The sequence below is a fragment of the Variovorax sp. MSC1_012 genome (assembly GCF_023667525.1).
GTDB classification, from domain to species: domain Bacteria; phylum Pseudomonadota; class Gammaproteobacteria; order Burkholderiales; family Burkholderiaceae_C; genus Variovorax; species Variovorax beijingensis_B.
In genome coordinates this window covers 4,429,170-4,455,236 of sequence record NZ_CM174443.1, presented here as the reverse complement: position 1 = coordinate 4,455,236, position 26,067 = coordinate 4,429,170, and the positions used below count along the sequence as shown (strand labels likewise).

General features: G+C 64.2%; 23 protein-coding genes and 1 pseudogene. 7 read left to right on the top strand and 17 right to left on the bottom strand.

The features are described from left to right. Positions 1–35: 35 nt before the first annotated feature. From L1081_RS20880 to L1081_RS20870, 3 genes are all read left to right on the top strand, one after another. Entirely contained in the window at positions 36–1,175 is a 1,140-nt protein-coding gene (locus L1081_RS20880) for a PepSY domain-containing protein (RefSeq protein ID WP_489413887.1), read from the top strand. A gap of 78 nt (positions 1,176–1,253) precedes the next feature. Continuing rightward, a complete protein-coding gene (locus L1081_RS20875; RefSeq protein ID WP_489416819.1) occupies positions 1,254–3,392 on the top strand; it encodes a TonB-dependent siderophore receptor in 2,139 nt (712 codons plus the stop codon). A 34-nt stretch (positions 3,393–3,426) separates the two neighbouring features. After that, positions 3,427–3,987: a YaeQ family protein gene (locus L1081_RS20870; protein WP_412512059.1), complete on the top strand. Its 561-nt coding sequence runs from the start codon at positions 3,427–3,429 to the stop codon at positions 3,985–3,987. Between the two features lie 2 nt (positions 3,988–3,989). Here the strand turns inward: L1081_RS20870 and L1081_RS20865 are convergent, their stop codons facing one another. After that, the gene (locus L1081_RS20865) at positions 3,990–4,295 is read right to left on the bottom strand and encodes a putative signal transducing protein (protein ID WP_489413886.1); all 306 of its coding nucleotides are present in this window, start codon (positions 4,293–4,295) and stop codon (positions 3,990–3,992) included. Positions 4,296–4,308: 13 nt separating this feature from the next. Further along, positions 4,309–4,773, bottom strand: coding sequence for a DUF3717 domain-containing protein (locus L1081_RS20860; RefSeq protein ID WP_125965383.1), 465 nt, complete (start codon positions 4,771–4,773; stop codon positions 4,309–4,311). A gap of 490 nt (positions 4,774–5,263) precedes the next feature. Between L1081_RS20860 and L1081_RS20855 the strand changes: the two genes are divergently transcribed. From L1081_RS20855 to L1081_RS20845, 3 genes are all read left to right on the top strand, one after another. Next, complete coding sequence (locus L1081_RS20855) at positions 5,264–6,013, top strand: YjbE family putative metal transport protein (protein ID WP_489413885.1); 750 nt, start codon at positions 5,264–5,266, stop codon at positions 6,011–6,013. Positions 6,014–6,042: 29 nt separating this feature from the next. Beyond that, positions 6,043–6,507, top strand: coding sequence for a hypothetical protein (locus tag L1081_RS20850; RefSeq protein ID WP_489413884.1), 465 nt, complete (start codon positions 6,043–6,045; stop codon positions 6,505–6,507). An 84-nt stretch (positions 6,508–6,591) separates the two neighbouring features. Beyond that, positions 6,592–6,945 carry a phage holin family protein gene (locus L1081_RS20845; protein WP_489413883.1) on the top strand — a complete coding sequence of 118 codons (354 nt, stop codon included), beginning with the start codon at positions 6,592–6,594 and terminating at the stop codon, positions 6,943–6,945. Positions 6,946–6,978: 33 nt separating this feature from the next. Here L1081_RS20845 and L1081_RS20840 read toward each other — a convergent pair whose 3' ends face one another. Beyond that, a complete protein-coding gene (locus L1081_RS20840) occupies positions 6,979–8,556 on the bottom strand; it encodes a M48 family metalloprotease (RefSeq protein ID WP_489413882.1) in 1,578 nt (525 codons plus the stop codon). 56 nt (positions 8,557–8,612) lie between these two features. Here L1081_RS20840 and moaC point away from each other — a divergent pair, with 56 nt between their 5' ends. Beyond that, positions 8,613–9,104, top strand: a complete 492-nt coding sequence (gene moaC, locus L1081_RS20835; protein ID WP_192324895.1) for a cyclic pyranopterin monophosphate synthase MoaC — start codon at positions 8,613–8,615, stop codon at positions 9,102–9,104. Here moaC and L1081_RS20830 read toward each other — a convergent pair. From L1081_RS20830 to L1081_RS20765, 14 genes and pseudogenes are all read right to left on the bottom strand, one after another. Then, positions 9,101–10,828: a Wzy polymerase domain-containing protein gene (locus tag L1081_RS20830; RefSeq protein ID WP_489413881.1), complete on the bottom strand. Its 1,728-nt coding sequence runs from the start codon at positions 10,826–10,828 to the stop codon at positions 9,101–9,103. The two genes, moaC and L1081_RS20830, sit on opposite strands and share 4 nt — an antisense overlap. A gap of 85 nt (positions 10,829–10,913) precedes the next feature. Then, positions 10,914–14,825 (bottom strand): PilC/PilY family type IV pilus protein, encoded by a 3,912-nt coding sequence (locus tag L1081_RS20825; protein ID WP_489413880.1) that lies wholly within the window; start codon positions 14,823–14,825, stop codon positions 10,914–10,916. A 66-nt stretch (positions 14,826–14,891) separates the two neighbouring features. Beyond that, positions 14,892–15,416: a type IV pilin protein gene (locus tag L1081_RS20820; RefSeq protein WP_489413879.1), complete on the bottom strand. Its 525-nt coding sequence runs from the start codon at positions 15,414–15,416 to the stop codon at positions 14,892–14,894. Beyond that, positions 15,413–16,039 (bottom strand): PilX N-terminal domain-containing pilus assembly protein, encoded by a 627-nt coding sequence (locus L1081_RS20815; protein WP_489413878.1) that lies wholly within the window; start codon positions 16,037–16,039, stop codon positions 15,413–15,415. Before L1081_RS20815 ends, L1081_RS20820 begins: the two co-directional genes overlap by 4 nt. Positions 16,040–16,044: 5 nt before the next feature. Next, the gene (locus tag L1081_RS20810) at positions 16,045–17,046 is read right to left on the bottom strand and encodes a PilW family protein (protein WP_489413877.1); all 1,002 of its coding nucleotides are present in this window, start codon (positions 17,044–17,046) and stop codon (positions 16,045–16,047) included. Further along, positions 17,043–17,642, bottom strand: coding sequence for a type IV pilus modification protein PilV (gene pilV / locus L1081_RS20805; protein ID WP_489413876.1), 600 nt, complete (start codon positions 17,640–17,642; stop codon positions 17,043–17,045). Before pilV ends, L1081_RS20810 begins: the two co-directional genes overlap by 4 nt. Before the next feature lie 50 nt (positions 17,643–17,692). Continuing rightward, positions 17,693–18,289 carry a GspH/FimT family pseudopilin gene (locus tag L1081_RS20800; RefSeq protein WP_489413875.1) on the bottom strand — a complete coding sequence of 199 codons (597 nt, stop codon included), beginning with the start codon at positions 18,287–18,289 and terminating at the stop codon, positions 17,693–17,695. 399 nt (positions 18,290–18,688) lie between these two features. Beyond that, complete coding sequence (locus L1081_RS20795) at positions 18,689–20,710, bottom strand: hypothetical protein (RefSeq protein ID WP_489413874.1); 2,022 nt, start codon at positions 20,708–20,710, stop codon at positions 18,689–18,691. Next, positions 20,707–21,345: a hypothetical protein gene (locus L1081_RS20790; protein ID WP_489416861.1), complete on the bottom strand. Its 639-nt coding sequence runs from the start codon at positions 21,343–21,345 to the stop codon at positions 20,707–20,709. Before L1081_RS20790 ends, L1081_RS20795 begins: the two co-directional genes overlap by 4 nt. 60 nt (positions 21,346–21,405) lie before the next feature. Continuing rightward, positions 21,406–21,480: pseudogene (locus L1081_RS20785) on the bottom strand (hypothetical protein); the annotation flags it as partial. 44 nt (positions 21,481–21,524) lie between these two features. Then, positions 21,525–22,040 (bottom strand): prepilin-type N-terminal cleavage/methylation domain-containing protein, encoded by a 516-nt coding sequence (locus L1081_RS20780; protein WP_489413873.1) that lies wholly within the window; start codon positions 22,038–22,040, stop codon positions 21,525–21,527. A gap of 205 nt (positions 22,041–22,245) precedes the next feature. Further along, a complete protein-coding gene (locus L1081_RS20775) occupies positions 22,246–23,049 on the bottom strand; it encodes an MBL fold metallo-hydrolase (RefSeq protein ID WP_489413872.1) in 804 nt (267 codons plus the stop codon). A 35-nt stretch (positions 23,050–23,084) separates the two neighbouring features. Next, positions 23,085–25,355, bottom strand: a complete 2,271-nt coding sequence (locus L1081_RS20770; RefSeq protein ID WP_489413871.1) for a CHASE2 domain-containing protein — start codon at positions 25,353–25,355, stop codon at positions 23,085–23,087. Between the two features lie 36 nt (positions 25,356–25,391). After that, entirely contained in the window at positions 25,392–26,045 is a 654-nt protein-coding gene (locus L1081_RS20765; RefSeq protein ID WP_489413870.1) for an FHA domain-containing protein, read from the bottom strand. Positions 26,046–26,067 lie beyond the last annotated feature (22 nt).

Genomic DNA, 26,067 nt, shown 5'->3' with positions numbered 1-26,067 from the left:
AACCAGACGGGGCTTTTTCGAAGTCCCTGTTGCCCATGCTGCGCGCCCCCCTGAGACGCCTCTGGCTCAAGATTCACCGCTGGGTCGGCCTCTCGCTCGGTCCGGTCCTGGCCCTCACGGCGCTGCTTGGCGCCGTGCTGGTGGTGGCCTTGCCGATCGACCGCTACGCGCATTCCGCGCTCTTCGTGGCGCGAAGCGCGGACCATGCGGGAACGACAACGGCCGCGCTGCCGCTCGAGCCGCTGCGCCAGCGCATCCTGGCCGAGTTCGGCCCCGGCACCAGCTTCACGCTGCGCCCGCCGCGCACCCCGCGCGAGACGCTCTGGGTGTATGTGCGCGGGCCCTGGGACGGCACGCTCTACCTCGACCCCGCCACCGGCGCGGAGCAAGGCCGGCGCGGCTCGCACGAGGGCGCCTACAACCTGCTCTTCGAGCTGCACAGCAGCCTGCTGCTGGAAGACACGGGCAAGGGCATCCTGGCCTTCGTGGCGCTGGCCTACCTCTTCCTGCTGGTCACCGGCCTGGTGCTCTGGTGGCCCACGCGCTGGCCGCCGCCGCTGCGCATCGTGCTGAACCGCGGCCTGCTGCGCGGGCTGTTCGACCTGCACCGCATCGGCGGCGCGGTGCTCGGGCTGGTGATCGCAGTGTCGATCTTCACGGGCGCCTACATGGCCTGGCGGCCGCTCGGCGGCTTCATTTCCACCGCCATGGGCCAGGAGCTGGTCAAGCCGCCCGTGGTTCCCAAGAGTCCCGCAACAGGTCCGCGGCTCTCGCTCGACGAGCTTGTCGCCCGCGCCCAGCAGGTGTTTCCTGGCCAGCCGATCGGCTATGCCCAGGTGCCCGCCAAGCCGGACCGACCGATGCGCGTGCGCTTCCGGCTGCCCGACGATCCGCATCCGAACGGCATCAGCTCGGTGTGGCTGCATCCGCTGACGGGCGAGGTGCTGGCGGTGCGCCGCTGGCAGGACCTGGACGCCGGCAGCGGCGCGGTGGTGGTGATCTACCCGCTGCACACGGGCGAGCTGGGCGGGCTGGTGCACCAGGCGATCACCGTGCTGCTCGGCCTGGCGCTCGGCGGCCTGGGCCTGAGCGGGGTCTGGCTCTGGTGGCGGCGCCGCGCGGTGGCCGCCGCGGCCCGCGACATCGCCCTTGCCAACAACCGCACGAGCTCCTGAGCGGGACGTCGCGGCTTTCGATTTACTGATATCCGAGGAGAAGCCTTGTTCAAACAAAAGAAGTGCGCCGCGCTGGTCATGGCGCTGTTCCCCATCAGCTTCCAGAGCCTGGCGGCCGAAGCCGAACCGGCCGGTCCCGCATCCGGCGCGAAGTCGCTGGAGGCGGTGACCGTCACCGGCGACTGGCTCGGCACGCCCAGCGAGACCAAGGTGCTCGAGCACCCGGGCGCGCGCAGCATCATCGAGCGCACGCAGATCCAGGAAAGCGGCGCCACCAGCGTGCGCGAGGCGCTGCGCCAGGTTCCCGGCGTGCAGGTGCAGGAGAGCAACGGCACGGGCGGCAGCGACATCTCGCTCAACGTGGGCGTGCGCGGGCTCACCTCGCGGCTGTCGCCGCGCTCGACCATCCTGCTGGACGGCGTGCCGCTGGCCTATGCGCCCTATGGCCAGCCGCAGCTGTCGCTGGCGCCGCTGTCGCTCGGCAGCCTGGAGGCGGTCGACGTGGTGCGCGGCGCGGGCTCGGTGCGCTACGGCCCGCAGAACGTGGGCGGCATCATCAACTTCGTGACGCGCGCTATTCCCAAGCAGTTCGCGGGCGAAGTGAGCGTGGGCGTGGAAAGCGCGGGCCATGGCGGCGGCACCAAGACCACACCCAGCCTGTTCATCGGCGGCACCAACGAGAACGGCCTGGGCCTGGCGCTGCTCTATTCGGGCACGCATGGCGACGGCTTTCGCCGGAGCAACGACCACACCAGCATCGACGACCTGATGCTCAAGGGCGCCTACCGCCTGTCGAAGACCGACGACATCGCGGTGACGCTGCACCACTTCGAGGGCAAGGGCCGCATGCCGGGCGGGCTGACCACCGCGCAGTTCGCGGCCGACCCCTTCCAGTCCGATCGCCCCTTCGACGAATTCACGGGACGCCGCACCGACGGCTCGGTCAAGTACACGCACGACGACGGCGTGAACAAGTTCGAGATGCTGACCTACTACACGGACTCCTACCGCAGCAGCTACCTCGAGCAGGAAGGCACCGGCGCCAGCGCCGGCCGGCGGCGCCTGACCTCGGCGCCGCGCAACTACAAGACCTACGCCTTCGAGCCCCGCTACTCGCGCCTGATCGATTCGGGCAGCGTGGTGCAGGAGATCAGCGTTGGCGCACGCTACCTCAAGGAAGAGGCCTCCGAGGTGGCGACGCGCAGCGGCTACTACCAGCCGCGCCCGGGCTTCGACGCTTACACGCTCGCCCAGCCCGCCTACCAGTCCAGCAAGGGCGGCACCACCGCCCATGCCTTCTACATCGACGACCGCATCGACTTCGGCAATTGGACGGTCACGCCCGGCGTGCGCTACGAATCGATCCGCTCGCACAACGACGTCTTCACGCTCGTGAACGGCCGGGTCACTGGCGCGAACTATCCGAAGATCGACTCCAACGAAGTGCTGCCGACACTGTCGGTGCTCTACCGCATGAACGAGCGCTGGTCGGTGTTCGCGAACGCCGGCGTGTCGTTCGGGCCGCAGCAGTACGCGCAGCTCGCACAGTCCACCAGCGGCCTGCACCCCGAGAAGGCCAAGACGTATGAGATCGGCACGCACTACAAGGGCGAGGCCTGGAGCGGCGAGCTGACGCTGTTCAACATCAACTTCGACAAGGAACTGCTGCTGGCCCGCTCCATCACCGGCGACGTCGGCCAGTGGACCGACCTGGGCGCCACGCGGCACCGCGGCCTGGAGTCGGCCCTGCGCTACCAGCTCGGCAGCCTGAGCGACTCGCTCAAGGGCCTGTCGGTGTCCGCGACCTACACCTACACGCAGGCCATCGCCAAGGCCGGGGCCTTTGCCGGCCGCGACCTGCCCTTCTACTCGCGCCAGGTGGCCACGCTCGGCGCGCGCTACGAGCGCGGGCCGTGGACCTTCAATGCCGACGTGTACGCGCAATCGAAACAGCGCTCGCCGGGCTCGCCCGACGACGGCGCGCAGTACATCACGCTGGAAGACTCGAACGGCCGGCTCGGCAACATTCCGGGCTACGCCACCATGAACCTGCGCGCCGCGTACGACTTCGGCCCCTCGATGAGCAACCTGAAGCTCGCCGTGGGCATCAAGAACCTGTTCGATCGCCGCTACTACAACCGCTCGGTCGACAACAACGGCGGCAAGTACGTGGGCCAGCCGCGCACGGTGTACCTGCAGGCCTCGGTGGCGTTCTGACGCGGCCCGTGGGGGCGCATACACTCGCGCACCCATGGCCCTCAAATCCACCATCTTCAAGGCCGCCCTCGCGGTGGCCGACATCGACCACGGCTACTACGCCGACCATGCGCTGACCCTGGCGCGCCACCCGAGCGAGACCGACGAGCGGATGATGATCCGGCTCGTCGCGCTCGCGCTCAACGCGCACAAGCTGCAGGACGTGTGCAACGGCGACGGCACGCTGGCCTTCGGCGCGGGCCTGTCGAACGTGGACGAGCCCGATGTCTGGCTGCGCGACTTCACGGGCGAGACCAAGCTGTGGATCGAGGTCGGCCAGCCCGAGGACAAGCCCGTCATCAAGGCCTGCGGCAAGGCGGACGAGGTGATCGTCTACTGCTTCAACCACGCCGCCGAGATCTGGTGGCGCGGCATCGAGAACAAGCTCACGCGGCCGCAGAACCTGCAGGTCTACCGGGTGCCGACGGAAGCCTCGCAGGCGCTGGCCGCGCTGGCGCAGCGCAGCATGCAGCTGCAGGCGACGATCCAGGAGAACACGCTGACGCTGGGCGACGGCACGAACAGCATCGACGTCGAGCTCCTGCGCTGGAAGTAGCCTCAGGCCACCGGCATCATCGCGCCGCAGTGCCAGCACTGCTCGAAGCCGCCTTCGATGCGCTCGCCGCAGGCGCACTGCCAGTTGCGCTGCGGCCGATGCTGGGCCGCATGCAGCACCTGCTGCGCGCGCTCGAACTGCGTTTCGTCGTCGATCCAGATTTCGGGCAGGCACTGGTCGGGCGGCAGCTGGCCCATGACGGCGCCCAGGTATTCGCGCTGCACCGTCGCCGCCACGCCCTCCTCGCGCAGCGCATGCACCCACAGGGCCGCGATCGCGAGGTTCGGAGCCTGGGCAAGGCGGCGCATGGGGCGGCCTCTTTCAGGGGGTGTCGTCGGGGCCGAGGGGCTCGGCGGGATCGTCGGGCCATTGCGGCGGCTCGGCCTCGCGCGCGCGCTCCGCGTACTTGTTGAAGCGCCAGGCCGAGTCTTCCATGGTGATGCGGCGCCAGGTCACGCGCTTCTCGGCCGGCGTCATGGCGGGCCAGTGCTGCACCTCGTCGAAGCTGCGCCCGCAGCCCTTGCACTGGTCGTCGCCCTGGCTGGTGGAGCAGATGGCGATGCAGGGGGTGTCGGGCGTGGAGTGATACCAGTCGAGCCAGGCGGCCCAGGCCTTTTCGGGAAAGCCGAACTCGTCGACCTCGTCCTCGTGGTGGAACACCATGAGCGCGTAGACCTCGGCGAGCGCGCGCAATTCGGGTGCCAGCGTGATGCCGTCGGGCGAGGGGCTTTTCTCCCGCCAATGGTTGATGGCGGCCTCGATGTCGGTGATGTGAATGGCGGCCATGAAGAGAGAAAAATCAGCGAGCGGCGATCATAGTCCGGCAATGTCCCACGTCAGCCGAAGGTTATAGGAGCTACAAAACCCATAGCGCCGCAGCCCCTGTTCATACGGCCTTCGAGAGCATTCTTTTCGACGCCCAAAAATTTTCAGGTTGCCAGAACAGGGGCTGCGATGCTTTAATCCCGCCCACGAAGGGGAGTAGCTCCCGACCGCCGCGCACAACGGCGGAAATCGACAGGTCGTCAATACGAAGCACAACACTTCCGGCCTGTCGGGCAACACGTGCCCTCCGGGGTGCGCGCTGTCGAGCAAGACCTTCGATTTGAACCTGCGCAGGTTTGGTCGAAGCGTTCCAGAAATCCCCGGTCTTCATCGCCCGGTCTTCGCCATCGCTTCGACATTCCTGCACGGGATGGATCGAAATGCAACGCATGCGCCGGACCGGCGCCATCCAGCCTAGGATGGACGGACCGCGCGAAGACAAGAGGAATCTATGGAACAGTTCATGACCCCGGAATTCTGGGTCGCGGTCGGTCAGATCATCATGATCGACATCCTGCTCGGTGGCGACAACGCCGTCGTCATTGCCCTGGCGTGCCGCAAGCTGCCGCCCGCGCAGCGCACCAAGGGCATCCTTTGGGGCACGGCCGGTGCCATCGTGCTGCGGGTCATATTGATCTTCTTCGCGCTCACGCTGCTGGCCATTCCGTTCCTGAAACTGGTCGGTGCCGCACTGCTGGTGTGGATCGGCATCAAGCTGCTGGCGCCCGACCATGACGACGCGCACGGCAACATCCAGAGCAGCGACAAGCTGTGGGGCGCGGTCAAGACCGTGATCGTGGCCGACCTGGTGATGAGCGTGGACAACGTGATTGCCATTGCCGGTGCCGCGCAAGGCGCCGGCCAGGACCACCAGATGCCGCTGGTGATCTTCGGCCTCTTGGTGAGCATTCCGATCATCGTCTGGGGCAGCCAGCTGGTCATCAAGCTGATGGACCGCTTCCCGATCATCATCACGCTCGGCGGCATGCTGCTGGGCTGGATTGCCGGCACCATGGCTGTGTCCGACCCCGCGCTGGCGAACACCGCGGCCTGGACCTGGGTGCCGAAGCTCCCTCAGACCGACACCATCAGGTACGCAGCAGGCATTGCCGGCGCGCTGCTGGTGCTGGCCGTCGGCAAGTGGGTGGCCGTGCGCCAGGCTCGCCAGAAGCCGGCCGAAGCCGCCACGTCGTCGAGCTGACGGCCGCCTAACTACTTGAAGGAGCACCCATGGAAAAGGTCATTCTGTACGTCGACGACGCCGGCTACGCGGCCGAGCAGTTCGCCGAACTGGCCCCGGACGCCAGCAGCGTCGTGGCACGCCATTGGGTACTCGTGGCCTGCGCTCCGCGCATGACGCACCGCATCAGCAAGTGGGTGAGCCACAGCGCGCGCGAGAACTGGCGCGCCAAGTGGTTCAGCAAGGTGCAGGCGCAGCTGCTGCCGCTGCTCGAGCGCAATGGCGGACAGGTGACGCCGGTGCTGGCCAAGGGCCCGCTGGCCGAACTGACGCAGCAGCTCAAGCGCGAGCATGCGGCCACGCTGGTGGTCGATGCGCGCCGCCCCAAGATCGGCGTCGACCTGGAGCCGGTCACGCTCGACCAGGCGCCGCCGCGCCAGTCGGGCTGGGCCTTTCCCGGCGCCGTGATGGGCATGGGGGCGCTGCTGGTGCTGGCGAACGAACTGGCCGAATAAGGGCGCAACTTCTGCCTGACGAGCCCCGGCGCGGCAACGCTCCGGGGCTCGTTGTTTTGGGGGCTCTGGGGTATCCTGCGCCGCATGCGCATCATCATCAAATGGCTGCTCAGCGCTGTCGCGCTGCTGGCGGTGGCTTATCTCTATCCCGGTGTCCAGGTTGCCAGCTTCGGCTCCGCGCTGATCGCGGCAGCCGTCATCGGCCTGCTCAACATGGTCGTGCGGCCGGTGCTGGTGGTGCTGACGCTGCCGGTCACCATCGTCACGCTCGGGCTGTTCCTGTTCGTGATCAATGCGCTGTTGTTCTGGGCCGCATCGGGCCTGTTGTCCGGCTTCCAGGTCAGCGGCTTCGTGGCGGCGCTGATCGGCTCGCTGATCTATTCGCTGCTGGGCCTGCTCATCGAAGCCGCGCTGGGCGGGCTGCTCTCGAAGCGCTGAGCCGCCAAGGCGAGCAGCGAGCGCTCTCCTCGCTCACCTCAGCGGCGGCTCCTCGGCCTGCCGCTTCACCAGCACCTCCACGGCCCGCGCGCGGGTGTCGATGATCGACGCCTCGTAGTGGTCAACGGGCACGCCGGGCTTGCGGATCAGCTCCTGCGCGGCCTTGAGGCGGTCGCGTGCGGCCGGATAGTCGAGGATGGCCACGTTGGCCTCGGCATCGGCGCGCACCGCGCGCACGGAATCGTTCTGCGCGCCATACAGATTGGCCAGGGCCCGCCAGGCGGTGGCGTCGCGCGGATTCGTGGCCACCCAGTCGCGCAGCACCGGCACCATGGGCGCGGGCTGGCGCGTGGCCACGGCGGCATCGGCTGCGAGCAGCATCTCGGGCCGCTCCTTCGACTTGGCGTCGAGCAGGCTGGCGGCCTTGGGGGCGCCGCCGCCGGCAAGCTCGATCTCGGCATTGAGCCAGCGCGCCAGCCTGGCGGCCGAGGGATCGTCGGCGGTGCGCGCCGTCAGCCGCTCGGCCATGGCGCGCGCGGCGCGGAAGTCGCGCAGTTCCTTGGCCGACAGCGCCGCCGCGTAGAGCGTGCCGGCCTGCTGGGCCGCGCTGCTCTTGGCGAACTCGCCGCTGGAGGCCGCATCGACCCACAGCCGCAGCACGTCCACACCCGGCCGCGTGAGCACGCGGGCACGCGCGGCGATCATCGCGTGGTCCATGGCCAGCGGCATGGCCGGGGCGGTATCGAGGCGGAACTGGAAGCGTCCCTGCATGTCCGAGATGCGCTCCGAGGTGAGCGGATGGCTGCGCAGGTAGGGGTAGGAGCCGTTGTCGTTCAGGCGCGAGGCGTACTGCAGCTTTTCGAACATGGCGGCCGCGCCCTGCGGCGCGAAGCCCGCCTGCGTCATCACGCCAAAGCCGACGCGGTCGGCCTCGCGCTCCATGTCGCGCGAGAAGCTCAGCTGGTTCTGCATGAAGAGCGCCTGGCTACCCATCATCACGGCCTGGCCCGCATCGGCGTTGCGGCTCTTGCTGGCCGCGATCATGCCGAGGATCAGGCCGGCCAGCATCAGCGGCAACTGCTTGCCCTGCTGGTTCATCATGCGCGAGATGTGGCGCTGCGTGACGTGCGACAGCTCGTGCCCGAGCACCGTGGCCAGCTCGTCGCGGCTGCCCACCGTGGCAATCAGGCCCATGTTCAGGCCCAGGTAGCCGCCCGGCAGCGCAAAGGCATTGATGTTGCGGTCGCGCCCCAGCAGGACGGTCCAGGCAAAGCGCTCGTCGAGCTCGGGCGTGAGCTCGCCGCGCTGGCGGGCGGCCGCCAAGAGGCGCTGCCAGATGTCCTGCACGTAGGCAGCGACCACCGGATCGTCGATGTAGTCGGTGTCGCGGTAGAGCTCGCGCGCAATCTGGTCGCCCAGCTGGCGCTCGGCACTGGCGGTCATTTCGCCGCCGTCGCCCAGGCCCGGCAGCACCTGCATCTGGGCGCGGGCCGGCACCGGCAGCAGGACCTGGCCCGCTATCAAAACGGCAGCACAGAGCGACCGCAAGGCGGGCGCGGCGGAAGTCTTTGTGGTGGACTTTTTGGTGGCAAAGGGAGTCAAGCGCGGCATTCCTCGTCCATTGGCTCGGGCTCGTATGATGCACCTCCACACCGATCGTTCACACCATGAGCTCCCTCACCCATTTCGATGCCCAGGGCCAGGCCCACATGGTCGACGTTGCGGCCAAGCCCGCCACCCATCGCGTGGCCGTGGCCACGGGCCGCATCGAGATGCAGCCCGCCACGCTGGCGCTGATCGAATCGGGTACCGCCAAGAAGGGCGACGTGCTCGGCATTGCCCGCATCGCCGGCATCCAGGCCGCCAAGAAGACCAGCGACCTGATCCCGCTGTGCCACCCGCTGGCGCTCACGCGCGTGGCGCTGGCATTTGCGCTGGCCGAAAAAGGCAATGCACCGCAGGTGGTGTGCACCGCCACCGTCGAGACCGTGGGGCCGACCGGCGTCGAGATGGAAGCGCTCACCGCCGTGCAGGTGGCGCTGCTCACCATCTACGACATGTGCAAGGCCGTGGACCGGGGCATGCGGATCACCGACGTGCATGTGCTGGAGAAGCATGGGGGCAAGTCGGGCAGCTACCTGGCAGCCCCTCAAGGCTAGGGTGCCAGCCCATCCACGGGCAGCCCCTTCAGCCAGCGCTCGTACTCCGCCGGAAAGGCAATGCGGAAACGCTCCGCCTGGTCGCGGGCTTCCTCGCCCCGCCCCATCAGCTCGGCGCTTTCGATCAGCTTGACGATCACGCGCGGCTCCGGCGAAAAGTGCAGCGTGCGCTCGGCCAGTGAATGCATCGCGGCCGCGTTGGCCGGCGTGACGGCCGTGAGCGTCAGTTCGGCAAAGTCGACCTGCCTTGCGAAGAGCCACGATTTCCGGGCCTTGGCGAGCGTGCCGTCTTCATAGGCCGGCAGGCGCTCGTCGCGCGGCAGGTAGATCTGGCTGATGCGGATGTAATCCCAGGTGGCATAGCCGACCACCGCCATCAGCACCGTGGCCGCAATCGAAGACAACACCGGCGGCTCGAGCCACCGGGCCTTGAAGCGCTGCCGCAGCGATGAAGCCGTTGCGGCGCCCCGCGCCGGCCACAGCATGCCCAGGCACAGCCCGAACACCAGCTGGAATGGCCCGTACCAGAGCGGATATTCAAGCAGGCTGTGCAGCGCGATCGCGCCCAGCATGCCCCACGCCATGAGCCGCACCGCATCGCGCTCGCGCCAGGGCCTGGCCCCCATCACCATCCAGAGGAAGCCGCCGCACACCAGCACCGACACCGGAATGCCCATTTCCACCGCCAGGTGCAGCGGCAGGTTGTGCGCGTTGTCCAGGATCTCGGGGAAGCGCGGCCCGTCGTACAGCGTGCTGTAGTGCGCGAAGGCCAGCTCGCCCCAGCCCCACCCCGCGAGCGGATGCGCGGCAATCAGCGAGAGCACGTTGCGCCAGAGGATCATCCGCGTGTGGTCGCCCGGCGCGCCCTCCTGCAGCCGCTGCATCATGCCCTCGACCTCGCCCGCCGCAAGCTGCGGCAGCGCCCACGCGATGGCGAAATAGACCGGGACCATCGCCAACAGCACCAGCGGCGGCGGCAGGCTGAAGGGCGTGCCGGCGTGCTCGGCGGCCATGCCACGGCGCTCCCGCCGCGCGATAAAGGCGGCAACGCCCACGATCGACAGCAGCTGGAGCAGCCCGGTGCGCGAGGTGGACGCCGCCGCGGCCACCAGCAGCAGCAGCACCGCCGCCACCAGCCAGCGCCGAATGCGCGCTGAAGGCTGCACAGCGTAGATCCAGAGCGCCGCCACCAGCGCCATGCTGATCAGCGTGGCGAACTGGTTGCGCTGGCGCAGGTTGCCATACGCCTGGCCGAGTGCGGGCGTGGTGGTCCAGGGCACCAGCGGCTCGGCCAGGCCGTAGTACTGGAGCAGCCCGAGCACCGCGCTGACCAGGCCGGCCACGAGCACGCCCACCGCCAGCACCCCCGAGGTGCCCGGCCCGCCGCGCCCCATGCCCGCGCCGACACAGGCCGCAGCCGCCATGGCGGCGAGTACGACCACGGCGGGCAGCCACGAGGCGGCGGTGGCATGCGGGGAGGAAAAAAGCACGACCGCCGCGGTTCCGGCGCCGAGCCAGGCCCAGATGCCGCGCGCCGGCACGGCGGCAGGAACGGCCAGGAGCATCGCCGCTAGGCAGACCCAGGTGGCCAGCAGCTGCCAGGCCTGGACCGAAGGGCCGGCGACGAGGGGGCAGAGGAACGGAAACGCGACCAGCCCTGCCTGGGTCACGAAAACTACACGCTGAGCCGCAGGCTTTTGAGCGCGGGCAATGTCGGCGGTCATCCGCCCGCATTGTGCCCTTGGCTCAGATCTCGGGCAGACGTCGGGTCCGTCTCAGCACGCTCTTGTCGACATCCTGACATCCTGCTCAGAACGGCGGGGAGACCACCGGATGCCAGCTGCGGCGCCAGGCCTTGGCCACACAGCCGTCGCCGGCTTTCTGCGTGCCCCCCACACCGGTCAGGAAACCGGATTCGTTGGTGCAGTCAACGTCGGGCTTCAGATCCGGACGCCCCTCATTGGGCTGGCCGATCAAGTTGCGCGAACTCACGTTTCCGCGTGTGAAGCCGCCGGCAGGAATGGAAACGATGGAATAGAGGTCAAAACTGCCATTGGAATCGACGTCGAAGGAATACTTGTTCTTGCCGGTCAAGGCGTCCAAGACATAGATGATGTTGGGCAGACTGCCGGTGGCCGTACAGGACTCGAGGGTCAGGTTCTTGTCCTCCGGCAGGAAGGACGTGATGATGACACTGCTCCCTAGGTTGGATAGATCGCCCACTACCCGCTCGCCATTCGCCATGGCGCCGGTGTAGGTAATCACGCCCAGATTCAGCAGCCATCCCTTCTTCGTCTTCCAGTCCACCGGATTGGCACTGACCTGGTAGAACTTCTTGCCAGTTTCGATGCCCGTCCCGTCCTTCGCCGAGCTCAGGTCGATGGTTTGCGCTACCAGATCCGTGACCGTGACCTTGCCGAAGCTTGTCTTGTCGTCACCACCGATCGGCGTCTGGTCCCAGATCCCGTAGATGGCCTGCTTCGTGGCCGGCGTCGCCAGGTCGTCCTCGTCCAGCAGGATGCCAGTGCCCACCACCACGATGGCGCCGCACTGCGAGGTGGTGCTGTACGTGCAGGCGGTTGCGTCACCGGGGTGAGTCTGCCATGTCGGCGTGGCGTAAATGGGCTGCTTCTTGCCGAGCGGGGTGGTGAACAACGGCCTGCCATAAGACACAACGAACTTCGAACTGCGCAGGTCGAAGCGCCACAGGTTGCCATTGGCGTCGCCCGCATAGGCCGCCACGATCTTGCGGTTGGTGTCGCGCACGGCGACCACGCCGCCCAGGCCGCGGTTGCCGCCGTTGGCCGTGTCGTCGGTGCCAAAGCCTGCCGGCAGTGGAATGAATGCCTTGAGCTTGCCGGTCAGCGCTTCCACCACATACAGGCCGATCTTCTTGCCCGAGGCCGCGTAGTGCCCGCTCCCCGTTAGCATGACCCAGGTACCGTCGTCCAATTGGCCCGCGGTTGGGTTGTTGGTCACATTGGCCAGATCGCCGTAGCCAGTGGTCTTGTTGTCCAATTCCCAGAGGAAGTGATTCTTGGTTGGCGTCCGGTTGCCCTCGTTCATGGGCGACTCCAATCCATACATGAAGCTGCCCGCGCGCCCGCCGGTGCCCAGTACCAGTTGGCGCCAAGCGGCCGTGCCGCCCGCGGGAGTCTGGCTCCTCGTGTCATAGACGTCCTGCTCTACCAGCGGACCATCCAGCGTGTAGCGGAAGCGGAAATTGGTGTTCGCCAGGTCGATCTGCGAGGCCATGGCGCCCTTAGGCATGAACTCGGCCAGTTCCGTGCCGGCCGGGACTCCCGTCAGCGTGGTGTCGTTCTTGGCGGCGTTCAGCACATGCACCTTGCCGTTGTTGGTGGCGGCAAAGATGGTGGGCGGCAGCGTTGTCTTGCGCGTCTTGTAGGCGGCATAGGCGTCCTTGCCATCGACCGAACCATAGGTGTTGTAGCCCATGTCGATGCGCCCCCCCACGAACACCGGCGGCGAGTTGACCGAGGCGCCGATCGGCTGCTTGCGCGAACGGTAGATGGTGCCGTTGATATCCGTCTGCGGGTCTTCGCCCAACATGTAGCGGATAAAGCTGTTGTCGGTCTTCTGCAGGCTGTCTGCGTTCAGCAGTGCCTTGAAGTCGGCCGGGAGGCTCGTTAGCGTCGTGGTGGAGTTCAGTTCCTTGCGCTTGGCGGCCGCTGCGTCGGGCGCATTGGCGTCATAGTCCGACAACGCAAAGATCTTGCGGTTTGCCAAGGTCGGCATCCTAGTATTGGCAGACCAGGCGGGTATCGGCTTGCCGGACGTATCCACCGACAGGTAACCGCCATTGGCATTCAACTGGAAGGCCTTGATGTCGCCGCTGTTGTCTGCGGTCTGATACTCGGTCGTGTATTTGTATTGGTTTTCCAGGGTCTGGAATTCGCTGCTGTTGCCCGAAACCGCCACGCCGGCATCGTTGCCTGAGCCCACCATGCTGCTCAGTGCATTGTCGAGGGCTCGGCGAACGTCTTCGCCCGAGTAGACGCTGTAGGCACGGCCACCGCCGGTGAAGCCTGCGCGAATGAAATCATTCACTCGCAATGAATCGCTCGTATCCGAGCTATCCAGATTGACGCTCGACGAGCCATCGGCCCATTTGGGTCGCGTAGTCGCTTGTCCTGCAAGCCAATCGTTGTTGTATTTGTTGATTTGATCCCAGGTCAAGCCGCCCGAAGCGCCTGCATCGCCGGATGGCGTCAAACCCCAACCAATGGTGAAGGTGGTCATGTTCTGCCAGAACGTGGGATTGTGCTGACCCCCAATGGAAGGGACGTTGTTCGGCAGAGAGGAGAAGTCTGTATTCCAGAAATAGCGGGCGGTCAGGTCGGCGAAGCCCTTGCTGCTGATTCCTCCGTCGCTGTAGGGGATGTAGAGATTTCGGGCAGCCAGCTTGGTTGCCAAATCGTTGCTGTTGTAACCGACGGCCCCACTGGGATCGAATTGGAGTGCAGCCGCATTGCCTCCTGGATTTCCGCTGTAATTGGTTCCTTGGGTGCTTGCATATTTGGTGCCGGCATTTGTTGAGGTTTCAGCATTCCAAGCGCCATCAGACAGCACGATCGAATATGCGCGCCTGCAACTCAAGTCTTGACTGTTGCTGACATCAGCGGTGCTCGTCGGATCATTTTTCCAAGGATTGCCGTAATCGGATTTTACGTTACCAGCATAATAATTGGCCGCAAGGACTAGGGCATTGTGGCTTGGCGTTCCTTGGGCTGGAATGATGCCGTAAATCCAATCGTAAAATTGTGTTTTCCATTTGTTGCTTGAATTGACCGCATCATCCTTGAAATAGCGTACACCACGTACGATATTACTGGCTCTTCCACTGGTCTGGTTACCGGTGTTGGTGAAGTTGTATTGACTATATCCGACCCGGAATTTATTCTCATAGCTTTGCATCGCTTGACCCACGGCCGTACCAACCGCAAGCGCCCGGTTGCGATACCACCGATACCAGTTCAAGATGTTTTGGAGTTCCAACGCCTTGGTGCACGTGGTCGTGTTCTTTCCACAGTCTGTACGTTTGTGGTCAGAGGGCAAGTCGACGGTATCGGAACCAACTGGGTAGGCTATTTCCGTGACCGTTCGATTCGAGCTGGAGCAATTTTCACTGCGACACTGCACATAAGTGAACTTGCTTCCGGAAGGAATTGAATTTTTGTCTGTATAGGGACTGTAATAAGGCACGTATGGCCCAGTTGGATTCCCCCCACGATCTAACCCCCACGAGTAGCCGACGCTTGGCGCGTTTATATAAAATCTGCCCGAATTTTGATTATCAACAAAGGCAAGGGGATTCACCATCGAAGCACCGGCCGGCTCAATTCTTGGCAGATAGGTGATCGCAGGGTTGTAGTATTGCGTATTAACGTCGCTTGAACGCATGCGATACCATGCGAAATTGCAATTGCTGTTTTTGCAATCGCTTCCCATCGAATACCCTTCTTGGTATTCGAACCCCATCGATCCCGAGTTGTCCAGCACAAACATCAGGTTGGGCTTTGCGCCCGGCACAGCGCTGTACAGGGGTGCCTGACTCGGCGCATCGGCGGCGAGCGCGTCGCCAGTGGGCAGGACGGCGGCAACCCAAGCCACGGCAAGGCCAACGATCGTCAGCAGCAGGCTCAAGCGCGCGCGCTCGGCTCTGGCAGGTGCAAGAACAAGAACTGGGGGGGTGGTTTTCATGCGATCTTCCCTATCGATCAAGGGCTTCATGGGCGTGTGTGTGCAGCCAGCCAATGGCTGCTGTTGCTATTTCCAGCAATCCGTAGCGGTGAGGCCGGTGGTCGCGCTTTCCATGCCTTTGACGCCCTGCCCGCTTAAAACCAGCGTGCCGCACTTGTCGCCGGTCATGCTGCCGGTGCGGGTGGCCTTGAGGGTGTAGCTGGGCGGCGTGTCACGCGCCAAGACGGCGATGGTGTAGTTGGCAGAACCCGATTTGGGTGATTGGCGCAGACTGGCAGGCAAGATGCTGACGTTGTCGACTTCCTGCACGACTTCAGTGGTAGCAGTGCCACCAGCAGTGGCGGTATAGCGGTCGTTGGCCGAGTAATAGCGCTGCATGAACTGCGCGGCTTCCATCAGGATGCCCTCGGCTTCGGCGCGCTTGGACCGGCGCACATATTCTTGGTAACTAGGCATCGCAATCATCGACAGGATGGCGACGATGGCAACGACGATCATGACTTCGATCAGCGTGAAGCCGCGACCGGATCGGCGGAAATCAGAAGGTTGGCGTGTCATTGCAGTGATGGATGGGTGCATGGTGGTGGTCAACTGCCGCGCGTCAGCACGGACTGCATCCACGATTCGGCGCCCTTGGTCGATTTCCCGGTCGAGGTGTCGAAAGCGGCGTTGTTGGCAAAGCCTCGGGCGGTGATCAGATAGCCGGTCAGCTTGGGCGTGGAGGTGGTTTCGATCTTCTGGATGAGACAACGCGGTGCAGTGACCAGCTGCAAGGCATCAGCGTCGGCGCTGCCGCCAGTGGTCTTCTTGAAGTACGCGGCCGGGACATTGATGACATTGCCGCCCGTCCAGTTGGAACTGGTGCGCCATGCGGCCTCGGCATCGGATTCCGAGCCGACTGTGGTCGTGATGATCTTGTCGCGCAGGCCAGTGGTGGCGTACTCGGTGTAGTCCTTGCTGTCGCCGTCGAAGATGGCCACCTGCTCGCAGAAGCGCAGGGCGGTTTCCGCTGCTTCGCGGGCCACTTCTGCCGATCGGATGCCGTTGATGCTGCGCTCGCTCTGAGTGGCGTTGCGGATGGCGAAGGTGCCCAGCAGCGTCAGGATCACGATCAGGATCAGTGTGATGACCATCACTACGCCGCGCTCCTGGGGACGTAGGCTGCCGATGGTGCGACGCAAGGAAGCGTGCGGGCCGGAGGGGGCGAAGGGCATTGTTGTCATTGAATGACCAGGCGATTTCTCAGCAGAACCGTGGTGATGTAGGCCCTGCGCAGATAGCCGTCGGTGCCGGTCTTGTCGACATTGCTGCAGTCCTTGTAGGACATGCCGCCAGCAGGCACGTCTCCCACGCGCTGGTCACTGCGCATAAGCAGGCATACGCGTACGCTCAGCACACGGCCCCAGCGGTCTTCGGTGATGTTGGGCAATACGCCGGTACTGGCCAGGGCGTCTACGCCGGTCGCATTCAGATAGCTGATGATCTGGTGCCGCATGGGATCGTAGGTGGCGGCCAGTTCGGCGCTGGGACGACTGGCCACGCCGTAGAGGATCTGCATGCTTTCGACGTTGGACAGCAGCGGCTGCGAAGTGCCGATGACGTTGCCGGCGCCGCTCTTTTCCGATCCCTGGCAGGACAACATGGGCTGCGCACTGGCGTCGGTGACCAAGTAGCGGTTGTCGGCCAGGGCGTAATTGCCGGCTGCAGACGCGGGCGTGGGAGCCGGGGCCACCTGTGACGGCGTCGCGGCGTTGATGCCGTTGCCCACGCAGTTCGTCGCCAAAGGTGGGGTATCTGCCGTGGGCATGGTGTTGTCGACGGTGGCCTCGTAGCGGATGGCGATTGCGTCGCTGCCGGCGCCCGTGGCGCACGTGAGGCTGCCGAAGGCGGCGCCCGCATCCGTAAAGCCGCCGTCGCATCCGCGCACTGCGGGGCCTGCGTAGTTGCCCATCACACTGGCGCCACTGCCTGGAATGATCTGACGGGAATAGCCGGCCTGCTTGAGTTGCTGCTGGATCAGGTTGATGGCGAGGATGCCGTCCTCGTTCATCTGCGTTTCGACCTGAGACATCTGGCTGCCGCGGCTGGACGCGACATACATGGACAGGCTGGACGCCAAGATCACCAATCCGATCGTCAAGGAGATCAGCAGTTCGACCAGCGTGAAGCCATCGGCTGCATGGCGCACCCGCGGTGGAAGGAAGAGTGCCTTTCTTCTCATAGCGTGATCCGGAAGTACATGCAGTTCACGGTAGTGGGGTCCGAGATGTTGGCGCCCGTGGGGCAGAGTTGCTGCTGCCGAAAGCCGTCCTCCTCCCGGATGGCGTTCCAGATCAGCCAGATGTTCAACACGCGGGTGGCCGGCAAGCCGTTCACGCCAGGTGGAGCGGGCGTCAATTCCGTGGTGACGTAGGCCGTGCCGCCCGGCAGTCGGTTGGCGACGTTGGTGAGCCACTGGGACTGGTCGTAGTCCGCGATGGCTGAGCCGCAAGTGTTTATCGGGTTGGTTGGAGTGGAGGTATCGACTTGGCAGCTGGTCGGTGCCGCCGTGGGGTCGGTCGTGGCAGCTGAACGCGAGCTGGCGCTGTAGGCCGTGGTGTAGGCATAGTCAGCAAAGCCCGCGAGATTGGCGCGGGCGCGCTCCGCGTAATCGGCCACCAAGCTCAGACCCGTCGCCTGCATACGGGAAAACTGGTTGTACTTGATGGCCGAGGATGTGAGTCCCGCCATTCCGAACAGTGCCACGGCCAAGATGACGATGGCCACCATGACCTCGATGAGCGTGGCGCCTCGCTCCTGCGTGTTGTGGATTCTCATGTCCGTGAAAAGAGGTCGGGGCTGCATAGAAGCAGCCGATCGTTGCGGTCTCATCCTTCGTTGTCGCCGCAGTTGGCCGAACTCGCCACAGAGCGAATGCGGCCGGGTTTGGTGATGCAGAGGCCTTTGCGCAGCCATGGCGTGGTGCTGGCGCTGTTGAAGCCGGTGGCGTCGATGTCGACACCATTGGCCGTGGCGTTCAACAGACCGTTAGGAAGGAAAACGAAGCGACCCGCGTTCGTCAGAGTGATGTTCGCGATGCCAGCAGGCGCTTCCTGGCGCAGCAGCAGTTCGTCGCCGTTTGTCGGGGAATAGTCGAAGCTGGTGTCGCGATCATTGTTGACGAAGACGATCCAGCCGCTGGCGAACCCGTTGGTGCCCGCGGTGGACAGACAAGTCGTGGAGCTGTTGGAAGCCACCCGGCACACGACGACGGGACGCGCGCGAGCGATGGCTTCGGTGCGCGCGGTACGGAGCGAACCGGTCAGAGCGTTGACGGCATTGGAGGCGCGCCACTGGCCGATGAAGCGCGACATCGAGGGGGCGGCAATGCCGATCAGGATTGCCAAGATGGCGAGCGTGACCAGCAGCTCTATGGCCGTCAAGCCGCGCTGACGGCATTGAAAATCGAGGCGGTTCGTGCTCATAGGCAAGTGATGCGTTGGAACGCGGGAGCCTAGTTGAAGCTTTGCCGATTCGGTGACAGTTGCCGACGATCGGTTAACTTGAATGGACGAACGGCAACATTTTGTTGCATCGCTGAGCAAGAACGGCTCGGTTCTTCGCCCATAGCACCATCGGCACGTATGGCTTGCCAGCCCGAACGGCAGTGCTGCAGCAGTCCGAGGATGACGACCTCAACGAAGAGGAAGTCCTTTCGTATTCAGCGTCGTGAAAGTTCGCCGCCGTTTTTCAGCGGCAGCGTCGCCGAGCCGCTCACGCCAGCCGCAATGCTCATGTGTCATTCAGCCCTTTGTGAATGGCCCATCGTCCGGCCTTCTACAACTAGATCAGGCACAGCACAAATGAATCTCGATGCTTCACAGCTAACGGAGGTTTCTCTCGACGACAGCAGGTGGGCAGGCGATAGGTGTATCCAGCAGCTCTGCAATCGGTTTCTCAAGATCCGCCAACGCATTAAGTTCTAAGCGACGAAGCGCCCCCGCGTAAAGCACCCCTTGAGACGTCAACATGTGCGTGCCAGTGTTGAAATAGGATCGAACGTATTGGCCACTGGTCAATACAGTGCTCGACCCTGGAGGATAGAAGCTGCTTGGGCACCTACGCTCTAAGTGCTCAAACAGCCGATCAAATCGTGTTTGTTGCGCGACGGCAGCGGCTACTTCGCCTTGGCTCGCCCGCTGCAGCCGACAAAAGAAAATCTCGTAGCCACCGCGACGCGTGCTTTCCGCAAAAAAAGTTGTGGGAGTGAAGTTCAGCGCGCCACGCGCGCATTCGCCACCTGGCGTCATCTTGAGGCCGTAGGGCATTAATACAGTGTTCAAGCCTGACCAATCAATGCGTTCCCAATCAATTGCCTGAATCACTTGTTCAGCCCGATTGAACGACCTCATCAGATAGATAGGGCGCATCTCATTCTGAAGAATTGCTCGCAACCGAGGTGGCATGCTTGTGCCGCTAGGCTGTACATACTGCCCTGTTAAATTCAGGAGAGCTGCGTCGGGAGACAGTTTGAGCCCAACGGCAGACAATGATTGAGTCTCCAGCGACAAAAATATGCCAGAGCTCTCCGATATTTGACGAGGTATATCAAGGTCGAGCCAAGCGCCAGACCAGCGAGTTCCCTCCCAACGCTCTAGCCTATTCTCTGCACTCAGTAAGCCTTGAGCGAGGACGATCATGCCGCCCAGCCCGATGGCATAGCGCTTAAAGAGTTGCGTCTGAAGCACCGCAATGATTAGTACCGGAAGCATCAACCACAGCACAAGAGCGTAGCGACCAATGCGGAACAGCCCTCCCCAGATGAGGAACGAAACGACAAAGAAAAGAACGATCTGCTTGGTAACATGCCTCTGCGTACTTGCAGGCGTAGGCCCGTGCAACGCTGCTTGGCCAATCCTTCGGAGTCGAAGTATTACAAAAGACGCAGCCAGAATTGCCATTAAGATGATCAGTGCTGCGAAGCGCAAATCCGGTGCAATGGTTTCGGTGTAGATCCACGCCTCAGAGCGGACCATCTGGAAGGGTAGCATGAAGAGCCCTAACCACCCACCACCAAGGAATCGCCGGTCTTGGATAGCTATGTCGGGAAAATCAGGGGCGTGAAATAGATTGTTGTAATAAGGAAAAATTGGGCTATGAAAGTTGATGAGAAGCTTCCAACTCCAGTAGCCATGCAATGCAAGAAAGCCGACGACCAACCCAAGTCCAAGTACGGTTGCCCGCACCAGAATAGATGTGTCACGACGGTAGAACCTCAGCGCGTAGTCGACGGCAGCGACGGCGAACAGGCTCAAAATAAAAATGGCATTGGTCAGTTTGATGCCCAGCGCAACACCAAGACACAGACCGGTCAGCACCAGCGACCAAAGAACGCGACGCGATTCTTCATGCGACACATAAAGCAGCAGCGCACCCAGCACGAAGATGGAACTCAATGGATCATTGAATGAAGATCCGACTTGAATCAGATACATCGGCGCCATCAGAGCCAGCGCACCTGCAATAACGAGGAGTGCGAGTCGCTGCCACGCCGATCCTTCAAGCAATCGAGCCATCAATGCGAGCACCAGAAGAATGTTCACGAAATGAACTGCCGCCAAAATGATCGCAATGAGACGATCGTTCCAGCCCTGGGTCACCATCCAATAGAACGGAAGGTACGACACCCCGTTCAGGTATGTCTGCAGACTTGCAGCGAAATAATCAACCTGCCACCGGTTCTCGAGCAGCAGACGAGGGCCGTATAGATGGTAGTTCAGCTGGTCAAAGTTAATGTCCTTGCCCGCGAGAAGAGTCCAGCCAATGGAAAGGGCAAACAGGATGAGCAAAGACATCGCTAAAACGATGCGTTGCGTGCGATCGAAAGGACGAAACAACGACATCACTTCGTAGCATTCTCATAGGGATCAATTGGGACTAAATCGATCACCCGAAATGAGGAGGAAACAAAAACGGCTGCCCATGCCTCGTCACGGTCAGTGATTGGTAGAAAACGAAGGCTCGTTTCGGCTAGGTGCGCCCGCTTGGCATCCGCGATCACCGGCTGAAGCAATGCTATTTGTCGGTCACTGCCGGCAAGTCGCTCAAGACCATGACCGGCGTTAGGCGCTGTCAGATCGGTTTTCTCTATCGCTGTCCACAGTTCACGTCGAGCTTGGAGCGGCGCCCCGCTCAGAGCTTCGAAGGTATAGCGCGTACTCTCTTCAGGACTGGTAAACGGCCTAAGCGCAATTACAGGTATGCCGTGAAACCGTGCCGTAGTCCGCGTTAAAAATTCATGGCCGGTGGCGTCGGGAACGTTGATCGCGCGCAGCACGGTGAACTTGCTGTATTCGTAGACCAGCGCCACGGGCCGGGCAACGTAGAGGGCATGCATACCGTAGATCAGCGCGGCCAACTGTATCAACACAATCACGGATGCGTCGAGGATGCGTTCGCGCACCGACTTGTGACCGCCAAAAACTACAAAGGTAAGGCACGGGCCAAGGATCACGTCCACGGCCAACAGAATAAAAAACAAGTGCGTTCCGCCAGCCAACCGATGCAGCGGCGCGGGGTACCACGCTAAGAAAACAACAGCGGCAAGGGCAGCGCTAACTACAAGGCCCGCTCCAAGGTGTGCGCCCGCGGCTCGCCAACGAAGAGGTTTGAACATAAAAAAAAAGGCCCCGAAGGGCCTCTTGGTGACACGTAGCCCAATTAGGTGGTCGACTTGCAGGAGCCGGGCAGGTACTTCGTCGCAAGCGGATTGGTAGTAGCGGGGCCGCACTTCCAAGAAGTGATGGTCTTGCCGCCATCGGTCGTAGCAACAAAAGCCGTTGCACCGATATATGGAACCATGCTGATCGCGTTGGTAGTTGCAGTCACGGCGCCACCAAGAGCCGTTGCATCGCCAACAACCGTGATCACGCCGGCTGCCGAGGTGTCGACAGATGTCACGAACTTGGTATTGGTGCTTGTAGCAGTGCCAGCTTGGCAAGAGTTCTGCAGACGGGTACCCATGGCCGCGTCAGGTGACGTTGCGACTGCTTCAGTAATCGAAGTGCGGCAGGCAGACGCGGCCAGAATCATTTCCGACACACGCGCGCGCACCGTGTAATCCTGATACGCCGGCAGAGCCACAGCAGCCAAGATACCGATAATCGCCACAACGATCATCAATTCGATAAGGGTGAAACCCTTTTGCACAGCACGTGCGATAGAACGACGGTTCATTCAAAAACTCCAGGTTGGTTTGTACAGCCCGGGAACCAAGCCCGGAGCGCAGTACCTTCCGCAGCATCTGTGCCATCCCCCTACCGAGGCCGTGCGGCGCCAAAATCGAGTACTTTGTGCCCACAAAAGTTACATTAAGTGACACAAACAGCCCTCAGGTGCTACGAGTCGTGACAAATTTGTCAGGCCTCTCCCCGCCACAGACTCAAAACGTCAGCACCCCATCCGCCTTCAACCACCGAATATCCCGCTGCGCCAACCCCGCCACCTGGTGCCCCGCCAGCTGCTCGATCTGCCACATGATCTCTTCGGTCTCCGCAGGCTTGGTGTGCGTGATGTAGATCGGAAACTTCTTCCCCGGATCGATATGCGCCAGCTCGTCGGCCAGCGCGCGGGGCGACAGGTGCAGGCTGCGTTCCGCCAGGGCCTGCTCGCGGTTGCTGAATGCCGTTTCGATGACAAGCATGGCCACGTCCAGGGCGTTGAGGCGGTCCCAGAAGGGGGTGTTGCGCTCGGTGTCGCCGGTGAAGACCCAGTTGGCGCCGCCCTCGGCGCGGCTCACGGCAAAGCCGCAGGCGGGCACGGTGTGCACGGCCGGCAGCACCTCGATGCGCTTGGGGGCGGCGGTGCCCAGCTGCAGCACCTGGCCCACGGCAATGTCGTGAAAGCTCACGAAGGGCGCCTCGGGGCTGGGAATGCTCTCGAAGTCGGGCCAGATGACGTTGTTGAACACATGGGCGCGCAGCGCCTCGATGGTGGCGCGCAGCGCGTGCACACGCAGCGGGCGGGTGCGGCGGCCGGCCACGGCGTCGAGCATGAGGGGCAGCGCGGCGATGTGGTCGAGGTGGCTGTGGGTGAGCACCACGTCGTCGATGCCGGCCATTTCTTCGAGGGTGAGGTCGCCCACGCCGGTGCCCGCATCGACGAGCAGGTCGGTGTCGATCAGGAACGAGGTGGTCCGGCAGTCCTTGGCAATGGCGCCCGAGCAACCCAGCACGCGAACCTGCATTGTGAGAGACCCTCTGCTTGTGTCTTCTGCTGCCGTCATTTGGTTTCGAACCGGGTTGCGCCGTCCCATTCGGGGTCTTGGGGCCGCAACGCCATGGAGGCTAATCGTTGTGCGTAGAGCTGGTAAAGGACTTTTTTGGCATCCGCGGCCAACAGCGGATCCAGCAAGTTTCGGCCCATGGCCCAGTCCTGGCGGCGGTAGGCGGCAAGCACTTCGGCCCAGCGCTGCAGCTGCGCGGATTGCTGCAGTGCGGCAGGCGTTGGCGCTTCGGCTTCCTGGGTGGCGGCGCCCAGCGGCGTGAACACGGCCACGGCCTGGGCGCGGCCCTTGACGAGCACGCTGTCGAGCTCCTGCCAGACGAAGCCGGGCGCGAGTTCGCGGGTGGCGCCGCTGGCGACGATCTCGACACCGTAGTGCACGCTCAGGCCTTCGAGGCGGGAGGCGAGATTGACCGCATCGCCCACCACGGTATAGCTGCGCCGCGCGGCCGAGCCCATGTCGCCCACGCTCATGACGCCGCTGTTGAGGCCGATGCCCACGCTGATCTCGGGGCGGCCGGTGGTGCGGTGGATGTTGTTGATGTCGCGCACGGCCTCGGCCATGTCGAGCGCGGCGCGCACGGCCAGGGTGGCGTGGTCGGGGGTGTCGATGGGGGCGCCCCAGAAGGCCATGACGCAGTCGCCCATGTATTTGTCGACGGTGCCGCGGTGGGTGCTGATGACGTGGGTGAGCCGGTTGAACACGTTGTTCAGGAAGGCCTGCAGTTCGGCCGGGGCCATCTGCTCGGACAGGCGTGTGAAGTTGCGCATGTCGCAGAACATGACGGTCATGTGCTTGCTCTCGGCGCGCATGCTGTAGCGGCCGGGCGTCGCGAGCATTTCGTTGACGAGCTGCGGCGGCACGTAGGTGCCGAAGAGCCGCACCAGCCCCCGGCGCGCGCGCGATTCGATGAAGTAGCCCCAGCCCATGTTGAAGGCAAAGGCGAGCGCCGCCATGGCCAGTGCGGAAGCAAGTGGCAGCACGAGGCTGTGGCGCTGGTAGAGCCAGGCGTTGACGCCGACCAGCGCCGCGACGGTGGCAATGGCCAGCACCACCGCGCGCGGGGCCGGCAGCAGCGACAGGCCGAGTGCGAGCACCAGGCCCGCGGCCAGCACGCTGAGCACTTCGTAGCCGGGGGCGTAGTCGGGCACCGCGAGCAGGCGGCGGTCGAGCATGGCCGAGACGATGTTGGCATGCACTTCGACGCCGGGAAAGGCGGCGCCGACGGGGGTGGCGCGCAGGTCCTGCAGGCCCGGCGCGGTGGCGCCGACAAGCACGATGCGGTCCTTCAGCTCGCCCGGTGCGAGTCGCCCTTCGAGCACGTCGCCGGCGGACACGTAGCGGAACGACCCGCCCTGCGCGCCGCCGGGGCCGCGGAAGGGCACCTGCATGGAAGCGGCTTCGTTGACGGGGATGCGCAGGCCGCCGACCAGCAATGACTGGAGCGGGGGCGCGGCACCACCCGACGCAAAGGCCGGCCGCACGGGCGGCGAGCCGCTGGCGAGCCGGTAGACGGCGAGCCCCAGCGACTCGTAGTAGCCGGGCAGGGCGCGGTCGCCTTCATAGCGGGCGATGAGCGGCACGGCGCGGATGACGCCGTCGCCGTTCGACATGACCAGCGTGTTGAGAAAACCCGCCGCTGGCGCGGCAGCGGCCAGCACGGGCAGGCTGGCGCCAAAGCCGTTCCAGGCGGTGGCATAGCCGCGGCCCGGCGGAAAGGCCCCGGCCTGCAGCACGGGGGCCGGCGGCAGCTGTCCCTTGGCGCCGGGCTTTTCGGTGCGCGTGAAGTAGTAGCCGAGCGCCACGCGCTGGCCCTGCATGGCGGCGGCAAAGATGGCGTCGTTGTCGAGCGTGGGGGCGAGGCGGTCTATTTCCGCAGACAGGCCCGGCATGTCGCGCAGCGGGCCGCGCGCGATCTGGCGCAGCTTGTCGAGGCCGGCGCTCCGGTCGGGCTCGACGAACATCACGTCGAAGCCCAGCGCCGCCGCCTGCTGCCGCCCGGTGAGTTCCCGGGTGAGCCGGGCCAGCTTGTCGCGCGACCAAGGCCACTGGCCCTGCCGGGTGAGGCTGGCGTCGTCGACGTCGACGATCACGATGCGCGGATCGAGCGTGCCCGGCATGGTGGCGCGCAGGCGGGTGTCGTAGATCAGGTGGTCGAGCCGGTCGATGGCATCCAGGCGCCAGAGGCCGGCGGCATGCGCGAGCGCGAGCAGGACCGGCAGCAGGGTGATGGCAATGCGCGGCCAGTGGCGCCTCATGGCAGTCACCAGCGCACCCTTGGCGCCGCGCCGCCGCAAGGAAAATCAGACCCGCACGAACTGCATGCGCGTGGTGCCGCCGAGCTCGAGCACGTCGCCCTCCTGCAGCCCGACGGGCTCGGCGCCGAGCGGAGCGTCGTTGAGCGTGACGCCGCCCATGATGGTGGAAGCCAGGTAGCTCTGCCGGCGGCGCGTGACCACGGCCACTGCGACGCCGGGCTTGCCGATGGTGGTGACCACTTTCTGCAGCGGCACTTCCTGGCCCTGGTCGGTGCCCGAGAGAACGCGCAGCACGGGCACGCCCAGTTCGAGCAGCGCGCCGGCTTCGGTGGGCGCGGCCGACAGGGGGACGGAGGCCGCGTAGTCGCCCCGCGCAGCGCGGGTGGAACCGGTATCGGAAGCCGCGCTGCTGCGGGCGCGGAAGTGCAGGCGGCAGCCGCCGATTTCGATGACGTCGTTGTCCTTGAGCTTCTGCTGCTTCTGGACGACGATCGCATTGACGTAGGTGCCGTTGGTGCTGTTGAGATCTTCAATTTCGACTTCGCCACCGCGCATGTGCAGCACGGCATGCTCGCCGCTGACCGCGAGATTGTCGAGCACGATGTCGTTGTAGGCGCGCCGCCCCAGCGTGGTCCGGTCCTTGGCAAGCGCCATTTGCCCGATGACAGTGCCATCGATCGAAATGATCATCTTCGGCATTGCCGACTCCCTGAATGCATGT